Below are 18,700 nucleotides of genomic sequence, written 5' to 3'. Positions count from 1 at the left end.
CTGTGAAAATATCAATGCCTGAACGGAGAAATCTGTTCAGGTTTCTTTATTTTAAAAAAACACCCCCTGCTTAAGGAGGTGCTTGCCTATCTATGCTCCCGAAGGAATGGCTGCATCGTCAAATCTGCGCTCTAAGTTGACGAATTTGTTGTATTCTTTGACAAAAGCGAGTGATACGGTGCCGACTGGGCCGTTACGTTGCTTGGCGATAATGATTTCGATGATATTTTTATTTTCCGATTCATGGTCATAGTAGTCATCACGATATAAAAACGCAACAATATCCGCATCTTGCTCAATACTTCCTGATTCCCTGATGTCAGACATCATTGGGCGCTTATCTTGACGCTGTTCCACTCCACGAGAAAGCTGCGAAAGCGCAATGACCGGAACTTGTAATTCACGGGCCAGCGCCTTTAAGGAACGAGAAATTTCCGAAACTTCCTGTTGGCGGTTTTCACTTGAACGACCGCTCCCTTGAATAAGCTGCAAATAGTCAATCAAGATCATTCCTAGGCCGTGTTCCTGCTTCAGACGTCGACACTTCGAACGGATTTCACTAATCCGAACCCCAGGCGTATCGTCGATGTAAATGCCTGAATTTGATAAACTTCCCATCGCCATCGTCAGTTTGCGCCAATCTTCATCTGTTAAAGAACCTGTCCGCAAATTTTGTGCATTTATATTCCCTTCGGCACAAAGCATCCTCATGACGAGTTGTTCAGCACCCATTTCAAGACTAAAAATGGCGACATTCTCTTCCGTTTTCGTACCGACATTTTGAGCAATATTCAGTGCAAATGCGGTTTTACCTACAGATGGACGGGCTGCCACAATGATTAAATCATTGCGCTGAAAACCAGCTGTCATGCGATCAAGCTCAGCAAATCCAGTAGGGATACCGGTAACGTCCCCTTTTCGATTATGGAGGAGCTCAATGTTATCATACGTTTGAACGAGCACATCTTTAATATCTTGAAAAGCACTGGAATTTTTCCGCGAAGCAACTTCCATAATATGCTTTTCGGCTTCATCCAAGACTGCCTCTACTTCGTCCTCCCGGGAGTAGCCATCTGTTACTATATTAGTAGCCGTTCGAATTAATCGTCTGAGCAACGACTTTTCTTCTACAATCCTGGCATAATAGCCAATATTAGCGGCTGTTGGCACTGAAACAGCAATTTCACTTAAATATGAAATTCCGCCTACATCTTCCAACATTTTAGTTGCGGCCAGTTCTTCGGAAACGGTGACTAAGTCAATCGCTTTTCCTGTTTCACTCAATTTTAGCATCACATCAAATATTTTTTGATGTGAACTGCGATAAAAATCCTCAGGAATTAGGATTTCTGATGCAAGCATCAATGAGGATGGCTCCAAAAAAATAGCACCTATGACAGCTTGCTCAGCTTCTATATTTTGCGGTGGCGTTCGATCCGAAAAATCAGCATTCATAGTACTCACCTTCCACAATTCAATCACTATTTTACTGCTCTGCAGCTTACGATCATTAAAAAATCTGATATAAAAAATGTGACCGGCCGAAACCGCATCACATTTATTTGCTAATTCTATTCTATCATGAAATATCTACATAAAGTATGGTAAATTTAGTTTTCTTCTTTTACGTGAACATCAATAGTCGCAACGACTTCATGATGAAGTTTGACAGGAACCTTTGTCACTCCCAAAGAGCGGATTGCATCGTCTAAACCAATTTTTCGTTTATCAATTTTAATTTTATGTGTTTTATTTAATTCATCGGCAATTTGTTTGCTTGTAATCGAGCCGAATAGACGGCCGCCTTCACCCGATTTAGCTTTCAATTCAACCGTTAGTTTTTCAAGTGTTTCTTTGAGTTTCTGCGCTTCTGCTAATTCTACGCTCGCTTGTTGCTCTTCCTTCTTCTTCTTATTATCTAAGTTTTTCATATTCCCAGATGTTGCTTCTACTGCTAGCCCTTGTTTGAGGAGAAAGTTATGTGCGTAGCCATCCGCTACATTTTTAATCTCCCCTTTTTTGCCTTTACCTTTAACGTCTTTCAAGAAAATGACTTTCATGATTCTTGGCTCCCTTCCAAATAATCATCTAAAACTTGTTTTAATTTTAACTCCACTTCGACGATATTTTCTCCTTGCAGCTGAACAGCAGCATTCGACAAGTGACCGCCGCCGCCAAGTGCTTCCATTATGATTTGTACATTGATTTCTCCTAACGAGCGAGCACTAATTCCTACAACGTCTCCTGCTCGTTTTGAGATGACAAATGAAGCAGAAACTCCATCCATCGTCAGCAATGTATCGGCAGCTTGAGCAATAACTACAGGGTCATATACCTCATCTTCCGTTCCACTCGCGATGGCAATTCCATCTACATAAAATTCTACTGTCTCAATTAATTTAGCTCTTTTTAAATACGTATCAACCGTTTCTTTTAAAAACTTCTGAACTAATATTGTATCCGCACCTTGTGCCCTTAAATAGGATGCGGCATCAAATGTGCGTGAGCCAGTCCGAAGTGTAAAGCTTTTTGTATCTACAATAATACCAGATAATAAAGCTGTTGCCTCGATTGTGTTAATCGTATTTACTTTTTCACCCTTTGGCTGGTACTCGAGGAGTTCAGTCACCAATTCAGCAGTCGATGAAGCATATGGTTCCATATAGACCAAAAGTGGTTTTTTTATAAAATCTTCACTGCGGCGATGGTGATCAATCACGACGACTCTCTCTGTTTTGGATAGCAGCTTTTCTTCAATTACGAGTGCCGGTTTATGGGTGTCAACGACGACAAGAAGTGTCTGTTCAGTCGCGAGTTCCATCGCTTCATCAGGTGTAATAAAACGAGAATGGAGATCAGGATATGACCTTGTTTCTTCAATTAGGCGCCTTACTCCTGTGTCAATTTCAGCGGCATCAATAACAATATACCCATCACGATTATTCAATTCTGCCGCCTTTCGAATTCCGATTGAGGCGCCGATTGCATCCATATCAGGGTATCTATGCCCCATCACGATTACTTTATCGCTCTCCACAATCAATTCTCGTAGCGCATGGGAAATGACCCTCGCCCGAACTCTCGTACGTTTTTCCATTGGGTTCGTTTTTCCGCCAAAAAACTTTAACTTTCCATTTGGCAGTTTAATTGCGACCTGGTCACCACCTCGCCCTAAAGCGAGATCAAGACTGGATTGGGCTTGGACACCTAGATCTGGAAGCGGCATATCCCCAATTCCAACACCGATACTTAAAGTAAGCGGCACATTTTGCTTAGCCGTCTCTTCCCGTACTACATCTAATATTGAAAATTTATTAATCTCGAGATCATGATATATTTTTTCATTCAGTAGTATGACAAAGCGATCCGACGATGTTCTTTTTAGAAAAATACCATGTTCAAGGGCCCAATTATTTAAAAGGGACGTTACTGTACTGTTTAATCCGCTTTTCGTCTGATCATCCATTCCTTGAGTAGCATCATCATAATTATCTAGAAAAATAATGGCGATGACATTTCGTTCAGATTCATATCTTTTAAAAGTCGCAACCTGGTCTGTCACATCAAAAAAGTATAATAACTTCTCTTCCAATCTCAGGTCGACTCGAAACTTCCTGTCTTGAATTGTAACGATCTCACTTTCAATATCTTGCTTTATTAATGGAATGATTTGTTCCCCTACTTCATAAAGGGATTTTCCAACAAGAGTATTCTCTTGAAAACACGAGGCCATAAATGGGTTTGACCATTCAATCATAAAATCATCATTAATGAGCATTACACCAATCGGCATTTCCATTAAAACTTCTTCGCCGACTTTTTTTACTCGATATGAAAGGGTCGATATGTACTCTTCTGTATCCTTTATGATTTCTTTTTCTCCATGAATAGCTGCATAAAATAATGCACAGAGCAGTAAAATGCCAATCAGTGCTACCCATAAATGTTGCAATGCTATGAAAATTAGTAAGATAGCTGTAATGGCCGCGATACCATATAATGGATAACGCGATTTTCCGCCCTTAAAATATGAAGGCATTCTTTCAGCTCCTTTATAAAAAAAGCGTTAGCGGCTTGATCAGCCTCAACAAGCAATGTCCCGTGAAAAAAAGGGCTCTTCGCCTTAATTGCCGTGGGTTTTTGACTTCGATGGCAATGTAGGCGCTAGAGCTAGCCAATAAGTAAAGCGTTAGCGCCTTGCTTACTGTAAATAAAAAGACTATTTCTGTTTTATGCGTTGTCTTAAATCAAACCCTAAATCAATTATACCTAACACTCTTACAATTGAAAGGATCACAGGCATTAAAAGTGTAAATATCACGGCTAAAATCGGGATAACAATCGCCCATTTTTTTAGATGACAATAAAAAAAGATAAACGACAAACCTTGAATGACTAACAGAGTTTGTAAAATCAACCCAGCATTGACAACTGCCATTTGTAAATAAGAATCGGATTCAAATTTAAAAATTATGGAAAGGACTAGCACCAATAAATACAACCACAAAATATTTTTCGGGAATTTCAAACGGCGAAACGGCTGAAATTTCGGCACATCTATTCCTAACCTTTTCAGAATAGGAAAATTAACAACCATTATGATGATGACACTTATAAAAGCAGTGCCGACCAACAATGTAGGAAGCATAGTTATCATTAAATTAGCCATTTCGTTCAATTGCTCTTGAAATTCAACTGGCGGCGTCATCCCCACCATATGCAACGCAGCCATATATTGGTCTATCGATGTTTGAAACATTGTTTTTAGTTCATCCATAAAGTTAATATTAAAAAACAATGCAGCAGCGATAAAAAACAAAATGATATTGGCTATGAATACAATACTTGATGATATGTAAATAATTTGTTTACTTTCTTTTACCCTGATGCCATATCCCATCATTAAGCCTGTTGTTCCGAATAGAAAAGCAATAGGCATAGCAACAAAAGAACCGATAATAAACGATATGATCATCGCGCTAATAATTAAGATTATTGAATATTTCACAGAATATTTTGCACTATATATAAGAAAGGGCAAAATAAAAAATAGGTGAAGGACAATCGATGAAAATGGAATAAAAATTGCCACTAATAACATGATTGTATATAAAGCTAACATTGCGGCTCCTTCTGTTAGCGTTCGTGTATCTTTCACTCTTCCACCTCTTTTTGTGTAAAATCTTGTTTCATATGTATACTCCTTCTATTTTAACGGTGAAAGGCGTATCAATCAACTTTGCTGATATATTCTTAAAGTAAAAAGGCTGATCCTAATCTCAAGATATTACAATTATATATAGTACCTTGTAAAAAATACTATATAAAATGATAATAACTTAGTTTAGGACAGCCTTTATTATTGAATACGTATATATTCCGTAATCATTATTCGCCTGAAACGAATGGAAGTAATGCCATTTGACGAGCACGTTTAATAGCTGCTGTCAATTTACGTTGATACTTAGCACTTGTTCCAGTTACACGACGTGGAAGAATTTTCCCGCGTTCGGAAACGAATTTTTTAAGCAATTCAACTTCTTTATAGTCGATGTGTGTAATTCCGTTTGCTGTGAAGTAACACACTTTACGACGTTTGCGTCCGCCTCTGCGTCCACCTGCCATAACAATAACCTCCTAACTTTATTAGAATGGAAGATCATCATCTGAAATGTCAATTGGTTGTCCATCATTTGAGAATGGATCTTCGTTAGCTCGGGTAAAGTTTTGATTGCTACGCTGATTTTGGTTTTGCTCGTGGGGACGGTATTGGTTATTTTGGTCTCCACCATATTGATTTCCACCAAAGTCACCACGACCTTGCGGAGCAGCACTTCTTGGTTCAAGAAATTGAACACTGTCTGCTAACACTTCAGTCACGTATACACGCTTACCATCCTGTCCATCATAGTTGCGAGTCTGGATGCGGCCATCGACACCAGCTAAACTTCCTTTTTTCAAGTAATTAGCAACATTCTCAGCGGGCTTTCTCCAAATCACACAGTTAATGAAGTCGGCTTCCCGCTCCCCCTGTTGATTCGTAAAAGTACGATTAACAGCCAATGTAAATGTTGCGACTGGCACCCCGTTCGGAGTGTAGCGCAAATCCGGATCTTTTGTTAAACGCCCTACTAATACAACTCGGTTCATCATCAGAATCAACCTCTTCCCGTTTACTTCTGTATAAAATGTTTCACGTGGAACAATTAAGTTTATCTTTCGTCTTTAACAACAATATGACGGATAATATCGTCACTGATCTTCGCAAGACGGTCGAATTCCTGAACTGCTTCAGGATTTGCATTTGTTTGGATTAAACGGTAGAAACCGTCACGGAAATCCTCAATTTCGTATGCAAGACGACGCTTACCCCAATCTTTTGATTCGATGATTTCTGCACCTTGTGAAGTAAGGATGTTGTTGAAACGCTCAACTACTGCAGCTTTCGCTTCCTCTTCAACGTTCGGGCGGATAATGTACATAATTTCGTACTTTCTCATCGTTCAGTCACCTCCTTATGGACTATGCGGCCCTTTTCAGTGTAAAAAGGGCAAGGAGCAATTTTCATTACTCACAATGTGTAATTATAGCATATCAAACGTGATTGCGCAAGGCTTATATCCACTTTCCTTACTACAAGAAATCCCGGCTATGAAAGTTCCTTAGCCGGGATTTCTTGTTTATTGATGTCTAGCGGAGGCGCCTTTCTAGTCAACATCGACTTCGGCTTTTCCATCCTCGCCGTGTTTCCTTTATCTCAGTCAGAGGCCCAGAAGTTCGTACGTTGATGAGCAGGCGTATTTGCTTTTCTTATTGCAATTCTTCTTCTTCGTCTTCACTTTCGTATGCGTCTCTTGAAGGATTATATAATCGATCAAGGTCCGGTTCTTCCGCAAATTCAGTCGCATATTGATTAGTGACCATTCCTCTTCCTTCTTCGGGCGATTCTACGTCGGCTGTCCTAGAATTAAACAGTAGTCCGAGACAGATGAGCCCACTTATCCCGACAAGTGTGTAAATAAACCTAGCAGTGCCGGAATTGCTTCCTCCAAAAATATTTCCAACTAAATCATATTGAAATAAACCAATTAGCCCCCAGTTTATTGCCCCAATAACGATTAACGCTAAAGCAATTCGTCGTAATGTTTTCACTTAGTACTCCCCTTTCTTCCATCGTGTAAATCAAAAGCAAATGATTGCGCGCTAATGATTCAACCCTATTATTTGAAGAAAGAGGAAAATTTATAACCTGAAAATTAATCTTCTTTTTTATTACAAAAAAAAGACACCATTTAGGCGCCTTATACATTAAATCGAAAATGGATAACGTCTCCATCTTTCACAAGATACTCTTTTCCTTCTAGCCTTACCTTCCCAGCTTCTCGTGCTGCCGTCATTGATCCTCCTGCGAGCAAATCATCGTATGAAACCGTTTCAGCACGAATAAATCCTTTTTCAAAATCAGTATGAATGATTCCAGCACATTGTGGTGCCTTCATTCCTTTTTTAAATGTCCAAGCACGTACTTCTTGAACCCCAGCTGTGAAATAAGTGGCCAATCCCAAAAGATCATAAGTTGCACGTATTAATTGATCGAGTCCTGATTCTTCGATTCCTAGTTCTTCAAGAAACATCGCTTTTTCTTCATCATCTAATTCTGCAATTTCTTCTTCAATTTTAGCGCAAACAACGATGACCTGTGAGTTTTCTTTTTCAGCGTATGCTACAACTTTTTTCACATATTCATTTCCTGACGGATCAGCAACATCCTCATCCCCAACATTTGCAGCATATAAAACAGGCTTGCTCGTTAGTAAATGAAGACCTTTTACCATTTTCATCTGATCTTCAGTAAACTCAACTGATCTCGCAGGCTTATCCGCTTCAAAAGCTTCCTTCAATTTAGCTAAAATTTCATACTCATACATCGCTTCTTTATCTTTTTGCTTCGCCATCTTTTCTACACGGCCAATTCGCTTTTCTACAGATTCTAAATCAGCAAGGATTAATTCCAGATTGATCGTTTCGATGTCATCGATCGGGTCGACCTTTCCAGAAACGTGCGTAATATCATCGCTTGCAAAACAGCGGACGACATGACATATAGCATCTACTTGGCGAATATGAGAAAGAAATTTATTCCCTAGCCCTTCTCCTTTACTTGCACCTTTAACAATTCCTGCTATATCTGTAAATTCAAATGCAGTCGGCACTGTTTTTTTAGGTTGCACAAGCTCGGTTAGTTTTTGAAGTCTGTAATCTGGTACTTCTACGATTCCGACATTCGGATCTATTGTACAAAACGGATAGTTGGCAGCTTCCGCCCCCGCTTTTGTAATGGCATTAAATAATGTAGACTTTCCTACGTTTGGCAACCCCACAATTCCTGCTGTAAGAGCCATTTTGGTCACTCCTCTTCTGGGTTTTCCTTCCCCTGTTAATCCTTTCACAATTATAGTGATTATACAGAGAAAAAACAACTGTGTTCACACACCCCCACAGGAAACTAGATAATAAAATTTTCAGTTAATGGTAAATTATAAAAGCATGAGTTCTATTCCTCATGCTTCTCCAAGATTTTCTTGATTTTTCTTGTAAAATCTCTGCGCGGCAACATGACACTGTGGCCACAGCCTTCACATTTAATTCGAATATCCATCCCCATGCGAATAATCTTCCAACGGTTTGTCCCACATGGGTGTTGTTTTTTCATTTCCACTATGTCATTTAAATTAAATTCTTTCTTTTCCAAAGTTCATTCCTCCTGAAGATTCCATCATATTCTCCACGATTCATTTTTTATGTATTCATTTTAACAATAAAACGTTGGTTTTCATAGGCAGATAATCTATTTCATTAATTTTATGTATAGAAATGAAAATTCCTCCGTATAATGGGTAAAGAATAGAAAAGCGCAGGCCAAAATTCAGAAATATAGAACTATAAAACCCTTCACTGTCTTTTTATTCGAAGAAAAGGAGCGACAAAGATGAATCCACCGCTTTTTAATCCACTTGATGCGTTTGATGTAAATATTAAATATGATGATCCATCTTCCAATGAAAAAATCTCTAGCGGCATCATTGATCTTCTCCCCTTCGGATATAAACGGCAAATTGTCATCGTATGCATTGGAACCGATCGATCGACTGGAGATTCTTTAGGACCGCTCGCTGGCACTTTTTTAAAAGAAGCTCGTTTGGAAAGTTTCCATGTATATGGAACATTGGAGGATCCTGTTCATGCTGTTAATTTAAATGAAAAAATAGCTATGATTCATCAACAACACTTTCGTCCTTTTATTATCGGAATCGATGCGTGTCTTGGGAAATTGAAAAATATCGGCATGATAAAGGTTGGAGCTGGTCCCGTTAAACCAGGTGCTGGAGTGAAAAAGGAATTGCCGGCTGTCGGAAATATGCATATAACCGGAATTGTGAACATAAGTGGTCATATGGAGTTTTTTGTTTTACAAAATACACGACTCAATCTTGTTATGAAAATGGCGAAGCAAATTGTAGCAGGCATCGTAGAAGCTGATATCATTTATACAAATAAAGCAGCGAATTTTCAACTTGAGTGGGACATGAATACGGAAACAATATAAAAAGGAAAGAAGCACCTACTTACCGTGCCCCTTTCTTTTTTATATATGATTATAAACAAAAATCAAACTTACAATGATTGCAGCAACTAAAATCCCCGGCAATAAATTTGCTACTCTAATTTTAATCATCCCTGATAGATTTAAACCGATGGCAAAGATCATAATTCCACCTGTAGCCGTCAACTCATTAATAAGCATGTCCATCAATTCAGTTGGGACAAGACGATCAATTTGAGTGGCAAATAAAGCAATTAGCCCTTGATAAAGTACTACAGGAATGAAAGAAAGAATTACACCAATTCCAAGTGTTGTCGTTAAAATCAAGGCAGTAAATCCATCAATCACACCTTTGGTAAGAAGAACTTGATGATCACCCCTAATCCCGCTATCGAGCGCTCCAATAATCGCCATTGCACCAATAACAAAAATAAGAGTGGCAGTTACAAACCCTTGGGAAATATTCCCCTTGCTAGAAGGTCCCAGCTTTCTCTCAATCCATAATCCTAATGAGTTTAGCTTATCCTCTAGCGCCCACCATTCACCCAGCACAGCGCCTATCACGATACTCAATATGACGATCAAAAAATTTCCACTCTTGAAACCCATTTGCAAACCTAATACCATGACGACCAAGCTGATCCCGTGCATAACGGTCGTTTTCATTTTTTCAGGAATCCTGCTTAAAAACTTTCCGATTAATGATCCAACAATAATACATAGTCCATTGACTAGCGTTCCTAATAGCACCATAATTTCACCTGTTTATAAAAAATAAGTGCCCTTAAAAGTAGACAAGGGCACTACTCGGATTTAAAATTTACTCATTTTGATCGAGAATCTCTAGAATTCGTTCCAAATCTTCATTAGATAAAAACTCTATTTCGATTTTCCCTTTTTTCTTAGACTGCTTAATCGTAACAGTTGTTCCAAACTTTTCACGCAAGTTATTTTCTCTTTCCATAATAAATATATCTTTTTTCGGTTTCTTTTTTGTTTCACGTGGAACATTTTCATTTATTTGCTGAACTAAGTTTTCTAACTGTCTTACATTCAGGCCTTCCTTTACCGTCCGTTCCGCGATTGCTTGTATCATATCTTTCCGCTTAAGCCCTAATAGCGTCCGCCCATGCCCCATTGATAATTTGCCATCTGTAATAAGTTGTTGAATGTTGTTAGGAAGCGTTAGTAATCTAACGTGATTGGCGATATGCGGTCTACTTTTTCCAAGCCGTTTGGATAATTCTTCTTGCGTAATATGAAGTTTCTCCATCAACGTGTGATAAGCGGTCGCCTCTTCTATAGGAGTTAAATCTTCTCGCTGTAAGTTTTCCAACACGGCCAATTCCATCATTTGCTGATCCGTCAATTCTCGAATAACAGCAGGAATTTTACTTAACTTTGCGGCTTTTGATGCGCGAAATCGTCGTTCTCCTACAACAATTTCATAACCTTTAATGTTTTTCCGAACGATAATAGGTTGCAGGATTCCGTGCTGCAGTATAGATTCTTTTAATTCCTGAATGGCATCCTCAGAAAATACTCTTCTTGGCTGGTACGGATTTGGCTTGATTTCTTTTAAATCAATCTCACGTACCGTTTCTTCATTATTGACTTCCATATTTGCAAATAAAGCATTAATCCCTTTACCGAGACCTTTAGCCATTTCCAGCCACTTCCTTTGCAAGATCTAAATATACTTCAGCCCCTCGAGACTTTGAATCATATACAATGATTGGTTCCCCATGACTTGGAGCCTCACTCAGTCGAATATTCCTTGGAATGATTGTTTTATATACTTTATTTTGAAAGTATTTTTTTACTTCCTGAATCACTTGAATACCAAGGTTTGTCCTTGCATCGAGCATCGTTAACAATACGCCTTCAATCATCAATTCATGATTTAAATGTTTTTGGACTAACCGAACTGTATTTAACAGTTGGCTTAAGCCTTCGAGCGCATAATACTCACATTGAACAGGTATTAATACTGAATCAGATGCTGTCAATGCATTAATTGTAAGTAAGCCAAGTGATGGTGGACAGTCAATTAAAACATAATCAAAGTCATCTTTCACTTGATCTAAAGCTCTTTTTAAACGAACTTCCCTTGAAATAGTTGGAACTAGTTCAATTTCCGCTCCTGCTAACTGTATCGTCGCAGGAACTGCAAACATTCTGTCTACTCCTGTTTGCTTTATTACGTCCTTTATATCCACGTCATCTACGAGCACATCGTAAATACATTGGTGGACATCTCCTTTATCAATCCCGGCACCGCTCGTAGCGTTTCCTTGGGGATCAATATCGATTAGCAACACTTTTTTTCCTATATATGCTAAACAGGCCCCCAGATTGACAGAGGTGGTCGTTTTCCCGACGCCCCCTTTTTGGTTGGCTATGGAAATAATCTTTCCCAACGATGTCACCTACCCTTAATTTCCTTAAAAATAGCAATCATGTATTCTATTTTATCAAATATTCGTCATGAATTACTCTTTCAATAAAAAAAAGTTTATTAAAATAGAAAAAAAGTTGCTATATTCTTATTGTTGCTGTTTTTTGCGTAAATATCAAGATGTTGAGGAAGTATGTTCATATAAAGATTTTTAAAAAATAAAAGGTATTTTATGCCTACTTAAAGAATTTTTTTAATTAAGGAGGTATTGAAATGATTAAAGAAGGATTTCATTTAGAGATAGAAGCAGCAAAGGAATCACAATTAGATTTACTTGTGTCTCAGTTTTCTCCAGGTAACCCAATGTTTCAATATAACCGATATAATGTTCAAAAAAACGGTGACGGACTGTATTTAATCGCTTGGATTAATCGCATCCCTATCGGCCATTTCCTCCTGCGTTGGAGTGGTCCCCAAGACGCACCTGTTACGAATAATATTGATATTAATCAAAATGCCTTTCTAGAAGCAGGTCTAACAATAGATGAATATCGTAGAATGGGAGTTGCAACTGCAATCATTTTAGAAGGAGAACGACTCTCAAAAGAAAAGGGATGCACTCATATAGGCTTAGAAGTAGGCGTAGAAAATCCTGAAGCGAAACGACTTTATGAAAGGTTAGGTTATAAGGATTGGGGATATGGGGAATTTGAAATTAGCTGGGAGTATATTGATCACAATGGAAATAAAGGAATTGATTCTGAAATTGTTATTTTTATGCAAAAGTCACTGTAGATAGATAGTAACCAAACATCTAGGCAAAATGCCTACCACTTTTATATGCTTACTGGCAGGCATTTTGAATACATTTATAATTTTACAAAAATAATAGTTTTTTTCTAATTCGACAAATATCTACGATTTTTTCTTTGGAATTTTAATGGTAAATTGATAGTATTCTTCAAATTCTTCTTCTTCCGAATCTAAATTTATTCCACTATCAGATACCATTGATAGAGATTGACGGATTGTATTAACAGCAATCCTCATGTCTTTGCTGATAGCGCGGCGCTTGCTTTTCGGTTTTTCCGTAACAGTCAATAACTTTACGACTTGTTCCTCAGCCTGTTTAACATTCAAGCCCTTTTCAATAATGAGATTCATCACTTGAATTTGTTTTTCAGGATCTTTTAAAGGAATCAAAGCTCGTGCATGACGCTCCGTAATTTTCTTTTGCAGCAAACCCTCTTGAATTTCAACTGGTAATTTTAACAATCTAAGCTTATTGGCAACAGTGGATTGTCCTTTTCCAAGGCGCTGTGCCAATGCTTCTTGTGTTAAATTATGCAATTCTAATAGTTTTCCATACGCCATCGCTTCTTCAATCGGAGTAAGTTCTTCCCGTTGAAGATTTTCTATTAGCGCAATGGAGGCTGTTTCTGTATCACTTAAATTTTTAATGATGGCAGGAACATCATCCCATCCAAGAAACTGGACAGCACGGAACCTGCGTTCACCCGCAATAATTTCGAATTGGTTTATACCTAATTCTCTTACAACGATAGGTTGGATGATTCCATGTGTATGAATAGTTCTTGCCAATTCTTCAATTTTTGTTTCATCAAATATCGTTCTTGGTTGGAATCGATTTGGAATAATATGAGAAACGGGAATATTTTTAATTTCATCCCGTGCGTCAACCATCTCTTTTTCTATTGGTAATTCCTTCTCGCCCAAGCCAAATAATCGAGAGAAAGGATGTTTCATCCTTCGACACCACCTTAATAGAAGCTCCCTTTAGCGAAACACAATATATATTTATTATAAATGACTTTATATCATCATTCTATTTTATTTTGAATTTTCCTGCCAAACAGATGTCCTATCCATAGGAATTTATTCCAACGGGAGCTTATTCGGAGTTCCAGGTTTTCTAGGATATTTTTTTGGCGTTTTTTTGAGTTTGGAAATAACGATAATATTGCGGTTGCTTTCCTCTATTGGCAATGTAAAGGAATGGACCGTGGAAAGCTTGCCTCCTAATTGCTTTATGGCACGTTCTGCCGCTTGTAACTCTTCCTCGGCATTAGCTGCTTTCATGGCGACGAATTGTCCCCCTTCTTTCACAAGAGGAAGGCATAGTTCGCTTAAGACAGACATCCTTGCTACAGCCCTTGCAGTGACAAGATCGAATTGCTCGCGAAACTTTGGGTTCGCGCCAAAAGTTTCGGCACGATCATGATAAAAATGCGTATTGGTTAAGCCTAATTCACTTGATAAATGTTCAAGATATGTGATTCGTTTTTTTAAAGAATCGACGATCGTAAGGTCAATTTCCGGGAAACAAATTTTAATGGGAATACTCGGAAAACCTGCTCCAGCCCCTACATCACAAATTTTCATCGGCTTTTTAAAATCAATAAAAAAAGCGGCGCTCACGGAATCAAAGAAATGCTTTAAATACACTTCTTGTTTATCCGTGATCGCAGTCAAATTCATTTTTTCATTCCATTCTACAAGCAGTTCATAATAACGCTCAAACATGTGGAGTTGATGGGAGTCAAGAGTGATTCCCTTTTCTCCTAACATGTTTGTAAATTGGTCGATATTCATTATGATTTCATTCCTATTCGTGTTGGTACATTTCTTTGGCTAGCTGCAGCGCCTATCGACTAGCAAACTTCTTGGCTTTCTCTTTTGCGTAAGTCAACATCGGGTGAAATTTGAAATGCCAATTTCACTTGCTCGTACCTCGCCGTGTTTCCTTTATCTCAGTCGAAGGCCCATAGAGGAACGTCGACTAAAACCGCCACGTCCTGTGGCGATGTCGACGGACCCGCATCCTGAGGCCTGTACGTCGATGAGCAAGGCGCTTTCGCTTTTCTTTGTCTAGCTACAGCGCCTATCGACTAGCAAACTTCTTGGCTTTCTCCCTACGATAAGTCAACATCTGCTCGTACCTCGCCGTGTTTCCTTTATCTCAGTCGAAGGCCCTGAAGTTTGTACGTCGATGAGCAAGGCGCTTTCGCTTTTCTACTCACCAGAAACTTTGGCAATCTTCCCGTGTTCAATATATACAAGCAAGATTGATATATCCGCAGGGTTGACGCCCGAAATTCGGGAAGCTTGAGCGATCGACAATGGACGAACTTTATTAAGCTTTTGACGAGCTTCGGTTGCAATTCCATTAATGGCATCGTAATCGATGTTTTCAGGAATTTTTTTGTCTTCTAGTTTTTTCAGTTTTTCGACTTGCTGAAGGGATTTTTCGATATAACCTTCGTATTTGATTTGGATTTCTACTTGTTCGACGACTTCATTTGGCAGAACTGTTTCAGCAGGCGCCAATTCAATGATTTGCTTATATGACATTTCAGGACGCTTTAATAGATCAGACGCTCTGATTCCGTCCTTTAATAGACTTCCTCCGGCTTTATTGATCATTTCTTGCGTCTTTTCATTTGGTTTCAAAATGATGGAGCGAAGTCTTTTGATTTCAGCCTCGATGGCAGCCTTTTTGTTTACATACATTTCATATCTTTCGTCTGAAATGAGCCCAATTTCATGTCCAATTTCCGTCAAACGCAAATCTGCATTATCGTGACGCAGAAGAAGGCGATATTCAGCACGTGATGTGAGGAGACGATATGGTTCATTCGTTCCTTTCGTCACGAGGTCATCTATGAGAACGCCGATATAGCCATCAGAACGGCTTAAGATCACTTCGTCTTTTCCAATAATTCTTCTCGCAGCATTAATTCCCGCCATGATTCCTTGTGCTGCTGCTTCTTCATAACCAGAAGTACCGTTAATTTGGCCTGCTGTATACAAGTTTTTAATTTTTTTCGTTTCCAGTGTTGGCCAAAGCTGTGTTGGAACGATGGCATCATACTCAATCGCATATCCAGGACGCATCATTTTTGCATTTTCCAAGCCAGGGACAGTCGCAATGATTTGGTGTTGAATTTCTTCAGGCAAACTTGTTGAAAGTCCTTGAACATATACTTCATTCGTATTTCTTCCTTCTGGCTCAAGGAAGATTTGATGTCTTGGCTTATCATTAAAGCGGACGACTTTATCTTCAATCGAAGGGCAATAGCGCGCACCCGTCCCTTTTACCATGCCTGAAAACATCGGGGCACGATGCAAGTTTTCATCAATTAGTTGATGAGTGCGCAAGTTTGTATACGTTAGCCAGCATGGAAGCTGATCTGTAATATATTTCGTTGTTTCATAACTGAAAGCACGCGGATCTTCGTCACCCGGTTGAATTTCTGTTTTGCTGTAATCAATTGTATTACCGTTAATACGAGGCGGCGTACCCGTTTTAAAGCGTTCCATTTCAAATCCTAGACTTTCTAGATGTTCTGAAAGCTTAATAGATGGTTTTTGGTTATTAGGACCACTTGAATATTTTAATTCCCCTAAAATAATTTCTCCGCGAAGGAATGTCCCGGTCGTAATAATGACTGCTTTTCCGCGGAAAATAGCACCTGTTTGAGTAATGACACCTTTACATTCTCCATCTTCTACAATTAATTCATCGACCATACCTTGCAGAAGAGTTAAATTAGGTTCATTTTCCAACGTGTTTTTCATTTCATGCTGATATTGGAATTTATCCGCTTGTGCACGCAAAGCTTGGACGGCTGGGCCTTTTCCAGTGTTCAACATTCTCATTTGAATATACGTTTTATCGATATTTTTGGCCATTTCCCCGCCAAGTGCATCAATTTCTCTCACGACAACCCCTTTTGCAGGTCCTCCAAGAGATGGGTTGCATGGCATGAAAGCGACCATATCGAGATTCAGCGTCAGCATTAATGTTTTAGCGCCCATTCTAGCTGCTGAAAGTCCTGCTTCACAGCCGGCATGGCCAGCTCCAATGACGATAACATCATACATGCCTGCATCATATGTTGTTTGCATCCTGTTTCACCTTCCTTTTAATATGTCTAGCTCCAGCGCCTATCGACTAGCAAACTTCTTGTCCTTCTCCATACGATAAGTCAACATCAGGTGAAATTTGAAATGCCAATTTCACTTGCTCGTCCCTCGCCGTGTTTCCTTTATCTCAGTCGAAGGCCCTGAAGTTTGTACGTCGATGGGCAAGGCGCATGCGCTTTTCCTATTTACCAAGACAAAACTGTGAAAATAGTTGATTGATTAAACTTTCCTGTACTGTATCTCCGATGATTTCCCCTAATAGCTCCCATGTACGGGTTAAATCAATCTGAATAATATCGATTGGCGTTCCAAAATCAATTCCGTTCAACACATCATCGATTGCTTGCAATGCTTGATGTAAAAGAGCGATATGACGGCTATTTGATACATAGGTCATATCACCTGCTTCAATTTGACCTTTAAAAAACATATCTGAAATCGCCCGCTCCAAATCATCAATCCCTTCTTCTTCAAGGAGAGAAGTCGTAACAATTTGATGATGACGAGCCACTAGACGAACTTCTTCCATATCAACTTTTCGCGGTAAGTCTGTTTTATTGACGATGACAATAACGTCCATTCCTTCAGTAGCCGCAAATAATTGTTTATCTTCTTCTGTGAATTCATCAGCTGAGTTTAAGACAAGCAAAATTAAATCTGCTTTTTTTAATACCTCGCGAGATCGTTCAACACCAATCCGCTCGACTATATCCTCTGTTTCCCTAATCCCTGCAGTATCAACGAGCCTGAGCGGGACACCGCGAACATTGACATACTCCTCAATGACATCCCTCGTTGTTCCCGGAATATCCGTAACAATCGCCTTATTTTCTTGGACAAGACTATTCAATAAAGATGATTTTCCAACGTTCGGACGCCCAATAATGACAGTTGATAATCCTTCACGTAAAATTTTCCCTTGTTGCGAAGTTTGTAATAGCTTTTCTAGTTCACCCTTTATATAGGTCGCTTTTTCTACGAGAATACGGTGTGTCATTTCTTCCACATCATCATATTCCGGATAGTCAATATTCACTTCTACGTGAGCGACGACTTCCAGTATTTCTTGGCGCAGCTTGCTAATTAGCTTTGATAAGCGCCCTTCCATCTGTCCGAGCGCCACGTTCATCGCCCTATCTGTTTTCGCACGAATTAAGTCCATCACCGCTTCAGCCTGTGATAAATCGATGCGCCCGTTTAAAAACGCTCGCTTCGTGAACTCTCCAGGCTCTGCTAGTCTAGCTCCCGCATTTAAAGCAAGTTGAAGAACACGGTTTACAGAAACAATCCCACCGTGGCAATTGATTTCCACGACATCCTCTCTCGTAAACGTTCTTGGTGCTCTCATCAAACTGACCATTACTTCCTCAGCCGTTTCCTCAGACTTTGGGTCGACAATTTTTCCGTAATGAATCGTGTGCGTTTCTACCTCTTTTAAATTTTTCCCAGTCGGACTTCGAAATAGTTGGTCGGCAATCGCCACCGCTTCATCACCACTTAATCGTACAATGGCAATTGCTCCCTCACCCATTGGCGTCGATATTGCCGCTATCGTATCAAATTCCATCATGATCACCTCTTTCCATTATTGACCTTATTTATATTGATCGCATTTTTAGCGAAAAAGAGTTTATCCCCAAAATAATAGAATAACAAAAAATACGATTGTGGAAAAGCTATTTCGCACTGCGAAAATTATCCACAACTCGTTTTGTCGCACTCTTTATTTTAACTTATCCACATGTGAATAA

19 protein-coding genes are annotated in these 18,700 nt (G+C 39.2%); 2 read left to right on the top strand and 17 right to left on the bottom strand.

Annotation, left to right across the window (positions count from 1 at the left end; translation table 11 throughout):
• Positions 1-90: 90 nt before the first annotated feature.
• The 10 genes from dnaB to NQ185_RS13650 all read right to left on the bottom strand — a co-directional run bounded on the left by dnaB (position 91) and on the right by NQ185_RS13650 (position 8,752).
• Positions 91-1,455 (bottom strand): replicative DNA helicase, encoded by a 1,365-nt coding sequence (gene dnaB, locus NQ185_RS13695; RefSeq protein ID WP_257582484.1) that lies wholly within the window; start codon positions 1,453-1,455, stop codon positions 91-93.
• 155 nt (positions 1,456-1,610) lie between these two features.
• Positions 1,611-2,060, bottom strand: a complete 450-nt coding sequence (rplI, locus tag NQ185_RS13690) for a 50S ribosomal protein L9 (RefSeq protein WP_257582483.1) — start codon at positions 2,058-2,060, stop codon at positions 1,611-1,613.
• Positions 2,057-4,039 carry a DHH family phosphoesterase gene (locus tag NQ185_RS13685; RefSeq protein WP_257582482.1) on the bottom strand — a complete coding sequence of 661 codons (1,983 nt, stop codon included), beginning with the start codon at positions 4,037-4,039 and terminating at the stop codon, positions 2,057-2,059. Before NQ185_RS13685 ends, rplI begins: the two co-directional genes overlap by 4 nt.
• Positions 4,040-4,219: 180 nt before the next feature.
• Positions 4,220-5,158, bottom strand: coding sequence for a YybS family protein (locus NQ185_RS13680; protein ID WP_257582481.1), 939 nt, complete (start codon positions 5,156-5,158; stop codon positions 4,220-4,222).
• Between the two features lie 230 nt (positions 5,159-5,388).
• Positions 5,389-5,625 carry a 30S ribosomal protein S18 gene (gene rpsR / locus NQ185_RS13675; RefSeq protein ID WP_257582480.1) on the bottom strand — a complete coding sequence of 79 codons (237 nt, stop codon included), beginning with the start codon at positions 5,623-5,625 and terminating at the stop codon, positions 5,389-5,391.
• 21 nt (positions 5,626-5,646) lie between these two features.
• On the bottom strand, positions 5,647-6,153 hold the full coding sequence (gene ssb, locus NQ185_RS13670) for a single-stranded DNA-binding protein (protein WP_257582479.1): 507 nt from the start codon (positions 6,151-6,153) through the stop codon (positions 5,647-5,649).
• A 59-nt stretch (positions 6,154-6,212) separates the two neighbouring features.
• Entirely contained in the window at positions 6,213-6,500 is a 288-nt protein-coding gene (rpsF, locus tag NQ185_RS13665) for a 30S ribosomal protein S6 (protein ID WP_257582478.1), read from the bottom strand.
• Positions 6,501-6,810: 310 nt separating this feature from the next.
• On the bottom strand, positions 6,811-7,152 hold the full coding sequence (locus tag NQ185_RS13660) for a DUF378 domain-containing protein (protein WP_257582477.1): 342 nt from the start codon (positions 7,150-7,152) through the stop codon (positions 6,811-6,813).
• Positions 7,153-7,301: 149 nt separating this feature from the next.
• Complete coding sequence (ychF, locus tag NQ185_RS13655) at positions 7,302-8,402, bottom strand: redox-regulated ATPase YchF (RefSeq protein ID WP_257582476.1); 1,101 nt, start codon at positions 8,400-8,402, stop codon at positions 7,302-7,304.
• A gap of 152 nt (positions 8,403-8,554) precedes the next feature.
• A complete protein-coding gene (locus tag NQ185_RS13650) occupies positions 8,555-8,752 on the bottom strand; it encodes a DUF951 domain-containing protein (RefSeq protein ID WP_257582475.1) in 198 nt (65 codons plus the stop codon).
• Positions 8,753-8,989: 237 nt separating this feature from the next.
• Between NQ185_RS13650 and yyaC the strand changes: the two genes are divergently transcribed.
• The gene (gene yyaC / locus NQ185_RS13645; protein ID WP_257582474.1) at positions 8,990-9,607 is read left to right on the top strand and encodes a spore protease YyaC; all 618 of its coding nucleotides are present in this window, start codon (positions 8,990-8,992) and stop codon (positions 9,605-9,607) included.
• 39 nt (positions 9,608-9,646) lie between these two features.
• On the opposite strand, the gene NQ185_RS13640 is transcribed toward yyaC, so the two are convergent.
• The 3 genes from NQ185_RS13640 to NQ185_RS13630 all read right to left on the bottom strand — a co-directional run bounded on the left by NQ185_RS13640 (position 9,647) and on the right by NQ185_RS13630 (position 12,024).
• On the bottom strand, positions 9,647-10,357 hold the full coding sequence (locus NQ185_RS13640; RefSeq protein ID WP_257582473.1) for a DUF554 domain-containing protein: 711 nt from the start codon (positions 10,355-10,357) through the stop codon (positions 9,647-9,649).
• A 67-nt stretch (positions 10,358-10,424) separates the two neighbouring features.
• Positions 10,425-11,270 (bottom strand): ParB/RepB/Spo0J family partition protein, encoded by an 846-nt coding sequence (locus tag NQ185_RS13635; RefSeq protein ID WP_257582472.1) that lies wholly within the window; start codon positions 11,268-11,270, stop codon positions 10,425-10,427.
• Positions 11,263-12,024, bottom strand: a complete 762-nt coding sequence (locus NQ185_RS13630; RefSeq protein ID WP_257582471.1) for a ParA family protein — start codon at positions 12,022-12,024, stop codon at positions 11,263-11,265. The genes NQ185_RS13635 and NQ185_RS13630 overlap by 8 nt, the downstream gene beginning before the upstream one ends.
• 251 nt (positions 12,025-12,275) lie before the next feature.
• Between NQ185_RS13630 and NQ185_RS13625 the strand changes: the two genes are divergently transcribed.
• Complete coding sequence (locus tag NQ185_RS13625) at positions 12,276-12,797, top strand: GNAT family N-acetyltransferase (protein ID WP_257582470.1); 522 nt, start codon at positions 12,276-12,278, stop codon at positions 12,795-12,797.
• Positions 12,798-12,917: 120 nt separating this feature from the next.
• Here the strand turns inward: NQ185_RS13625 and noc are convergent, their stop codons facing one another.
• From noc to mnmE, 4 genes are all read right to left on the bottom strand, one after another.
• A complete protein-coding gene (noc, locus tag NQ185_RS13620) occupies positions 12,918-13,769 on the bottom strand; it encodes a nucleoid occlusion protein (RefSeq protein WP_257582468.1) in 852 nt (283 codons plus the stop codon).
• Positions 13,770-13,898: 129 nt separating this feature from the next.
• Positions 13,899-14,615, bottom strand: coding sequence for a 16S rRNA (guanine(527)-N(7))-methyltransferase RsmG (rsmG, locus tag NQ185_RS13615; RefSeq protein WP_257582467.1), 717 nt, complete (start codon positions 14,613-14,615; stop codon positions 13,899-13,901).
• 420 nt (positions 14,616-15,035) lie between these two features.
• Complete coding sequence (mnmG, locus tag NQ185_RS13610; protein ID WP_257582465.1) at positions 15,036-16,931, bottom strand: tRNA uridine-5-carboxymethylaminomethyl(34) synthesis enzyme MnmG; 1,896 nt, start codon at positions 16,929-16,931, stop codon at positions 15,036-15,038.
• A gap of 199 nt (positions 16,932-17,130) precedes the next feature.
• Positions 17,131-18,516 (bottom strand): tRNA uridine-5-carboxymethylaminomethyl(34) synthesis GTPase MnmE, encoded by a 1,386-nt coding sequence (gene mnmE, locus NQ185_RS13605; RefSeq protein ID WP_257582594.1) that lies wholly within the window; start codon positions 18,514-18,516, stop codon positions 17,131-17,133.
• Positions 18,517-18,700 lie beyond the last annotated feature (184 nt).

It is taken from the genome of Lederbergia panacisoli (assembly GCF_024626525.1).
GTDB lineage: Bacteria > Bacillota > Bacilli > Bacillales > Bacillaceae_C > Lederbergia > Lederbergia panacisoli.
Note: the sequence above shows the minus strand (reverse complement) of the source record. Positions and strands in the feature narration are given on the sequence as shown.

Excerpts from the sequence above, each read along its gene's own strand:
- dnaB (WP_257582484.1), bottom strand. The coding sequence starts at position 1,455 with ATGAATGCTGATTTTTCGGATCGAACGCCACCGCAAAATATAGAAGCT.
- rplI (WP_257582483.1), bottom strand. The coding sequence starts at position 2,060 with ATGAAAGTCATTTTCTTGAAAGACGTTAAAGGTAAAGGCAAAAAAGGG.
- NQ185_RS13685 (WP_257582482.1), bottom strand. The coding sequence starts at position 4,039 with ATGCCTTCATATTTTAAGGGCGGAAAATCGCGTTATCCATTATATGGT.
- rpsR (WP_257582480.1), bottom strand. The coding sequence starts at position 5,625 with ATGGCAGGTGGACGCAGAGGCGGACGCAAACGTCGTAAAGTGTGTTAC.
- ssb (WP_257582479.1), bottom strand. The coding sequence starts at position 6,153 with ATGATGAACCGAGTTGTATTAGTAGGGCGTTTAACAAAAGATCCGGAT.
- rpsF (WP_257582478.1), bottom strand. The coding sequence starts at position 6,500 with ATGAGAAAGTACGAAATTATGTACATTATCCGCCCGAACGTTGAAGAG.
- ychF (WP_257582476.1), bottom strand. The coding sequence starts at position 8,402 with ATGGCTCTTACAGCAGGAATTGTGGGGTTGCCAAACGTAGGAAAGTCT.
- yyaC (WP_257582474.1), top strand. The coding sequence starts at position 8,990 with ATGAATCCACCGCTTTTTAATCCACTTGATGCGTTTGATGTAAATATT.
- NQ185_RS13640 (WP_257582473.1), bottom strand. The coding sequence starts at position 10,357 with ATGGTGCTATTAGGAACGCTAGTCAATGGACTATGTATTATTGTTGGA.
- NQ185_RS13635 (WP_257582472.1), bottom strand. The coding sequence starts at position 11,270 with ATGGCTAAAGGTCTCGGTAAAGGGATTAATGCTTTATTTGCAAATATG.
- NQ185_RS13625 (WP_257582470.1), top strand. The coding sequence starts at position 12,276 with ATGATTAAAGAAGGATTTCATTTAGAGATAGAAGCAGCAAAGGAATCA.
- noc (WP_257582468.1), bottom strand. The coding sequence starts at position 13,769 with ATGAAACATCCTTTCTCTCGATTATTTGGCTTGGGCGAGAAGGAATTA.
- rsmG (WP_257582467.1), bottom strand. The coding sequence starts at position 14,615 with ATGAATATCGACCAATTTACAAACATGTTAGGAGAAAAGGGAATCACT.
- mnmG (WP_257582465.1), bottom strand. The coding sequence starts at position 16,931 with ATGCAAACAACATATGATGCAGGCATGTATGATGTTATCGTCATTGGA.
- mnmE (WP_257582594.1), bottom strand. The coding sequence starts at position 18,516 with ATGGAATTTGATACGATAGCGGCAATATCGACGCCAATGGGTGAGGGA.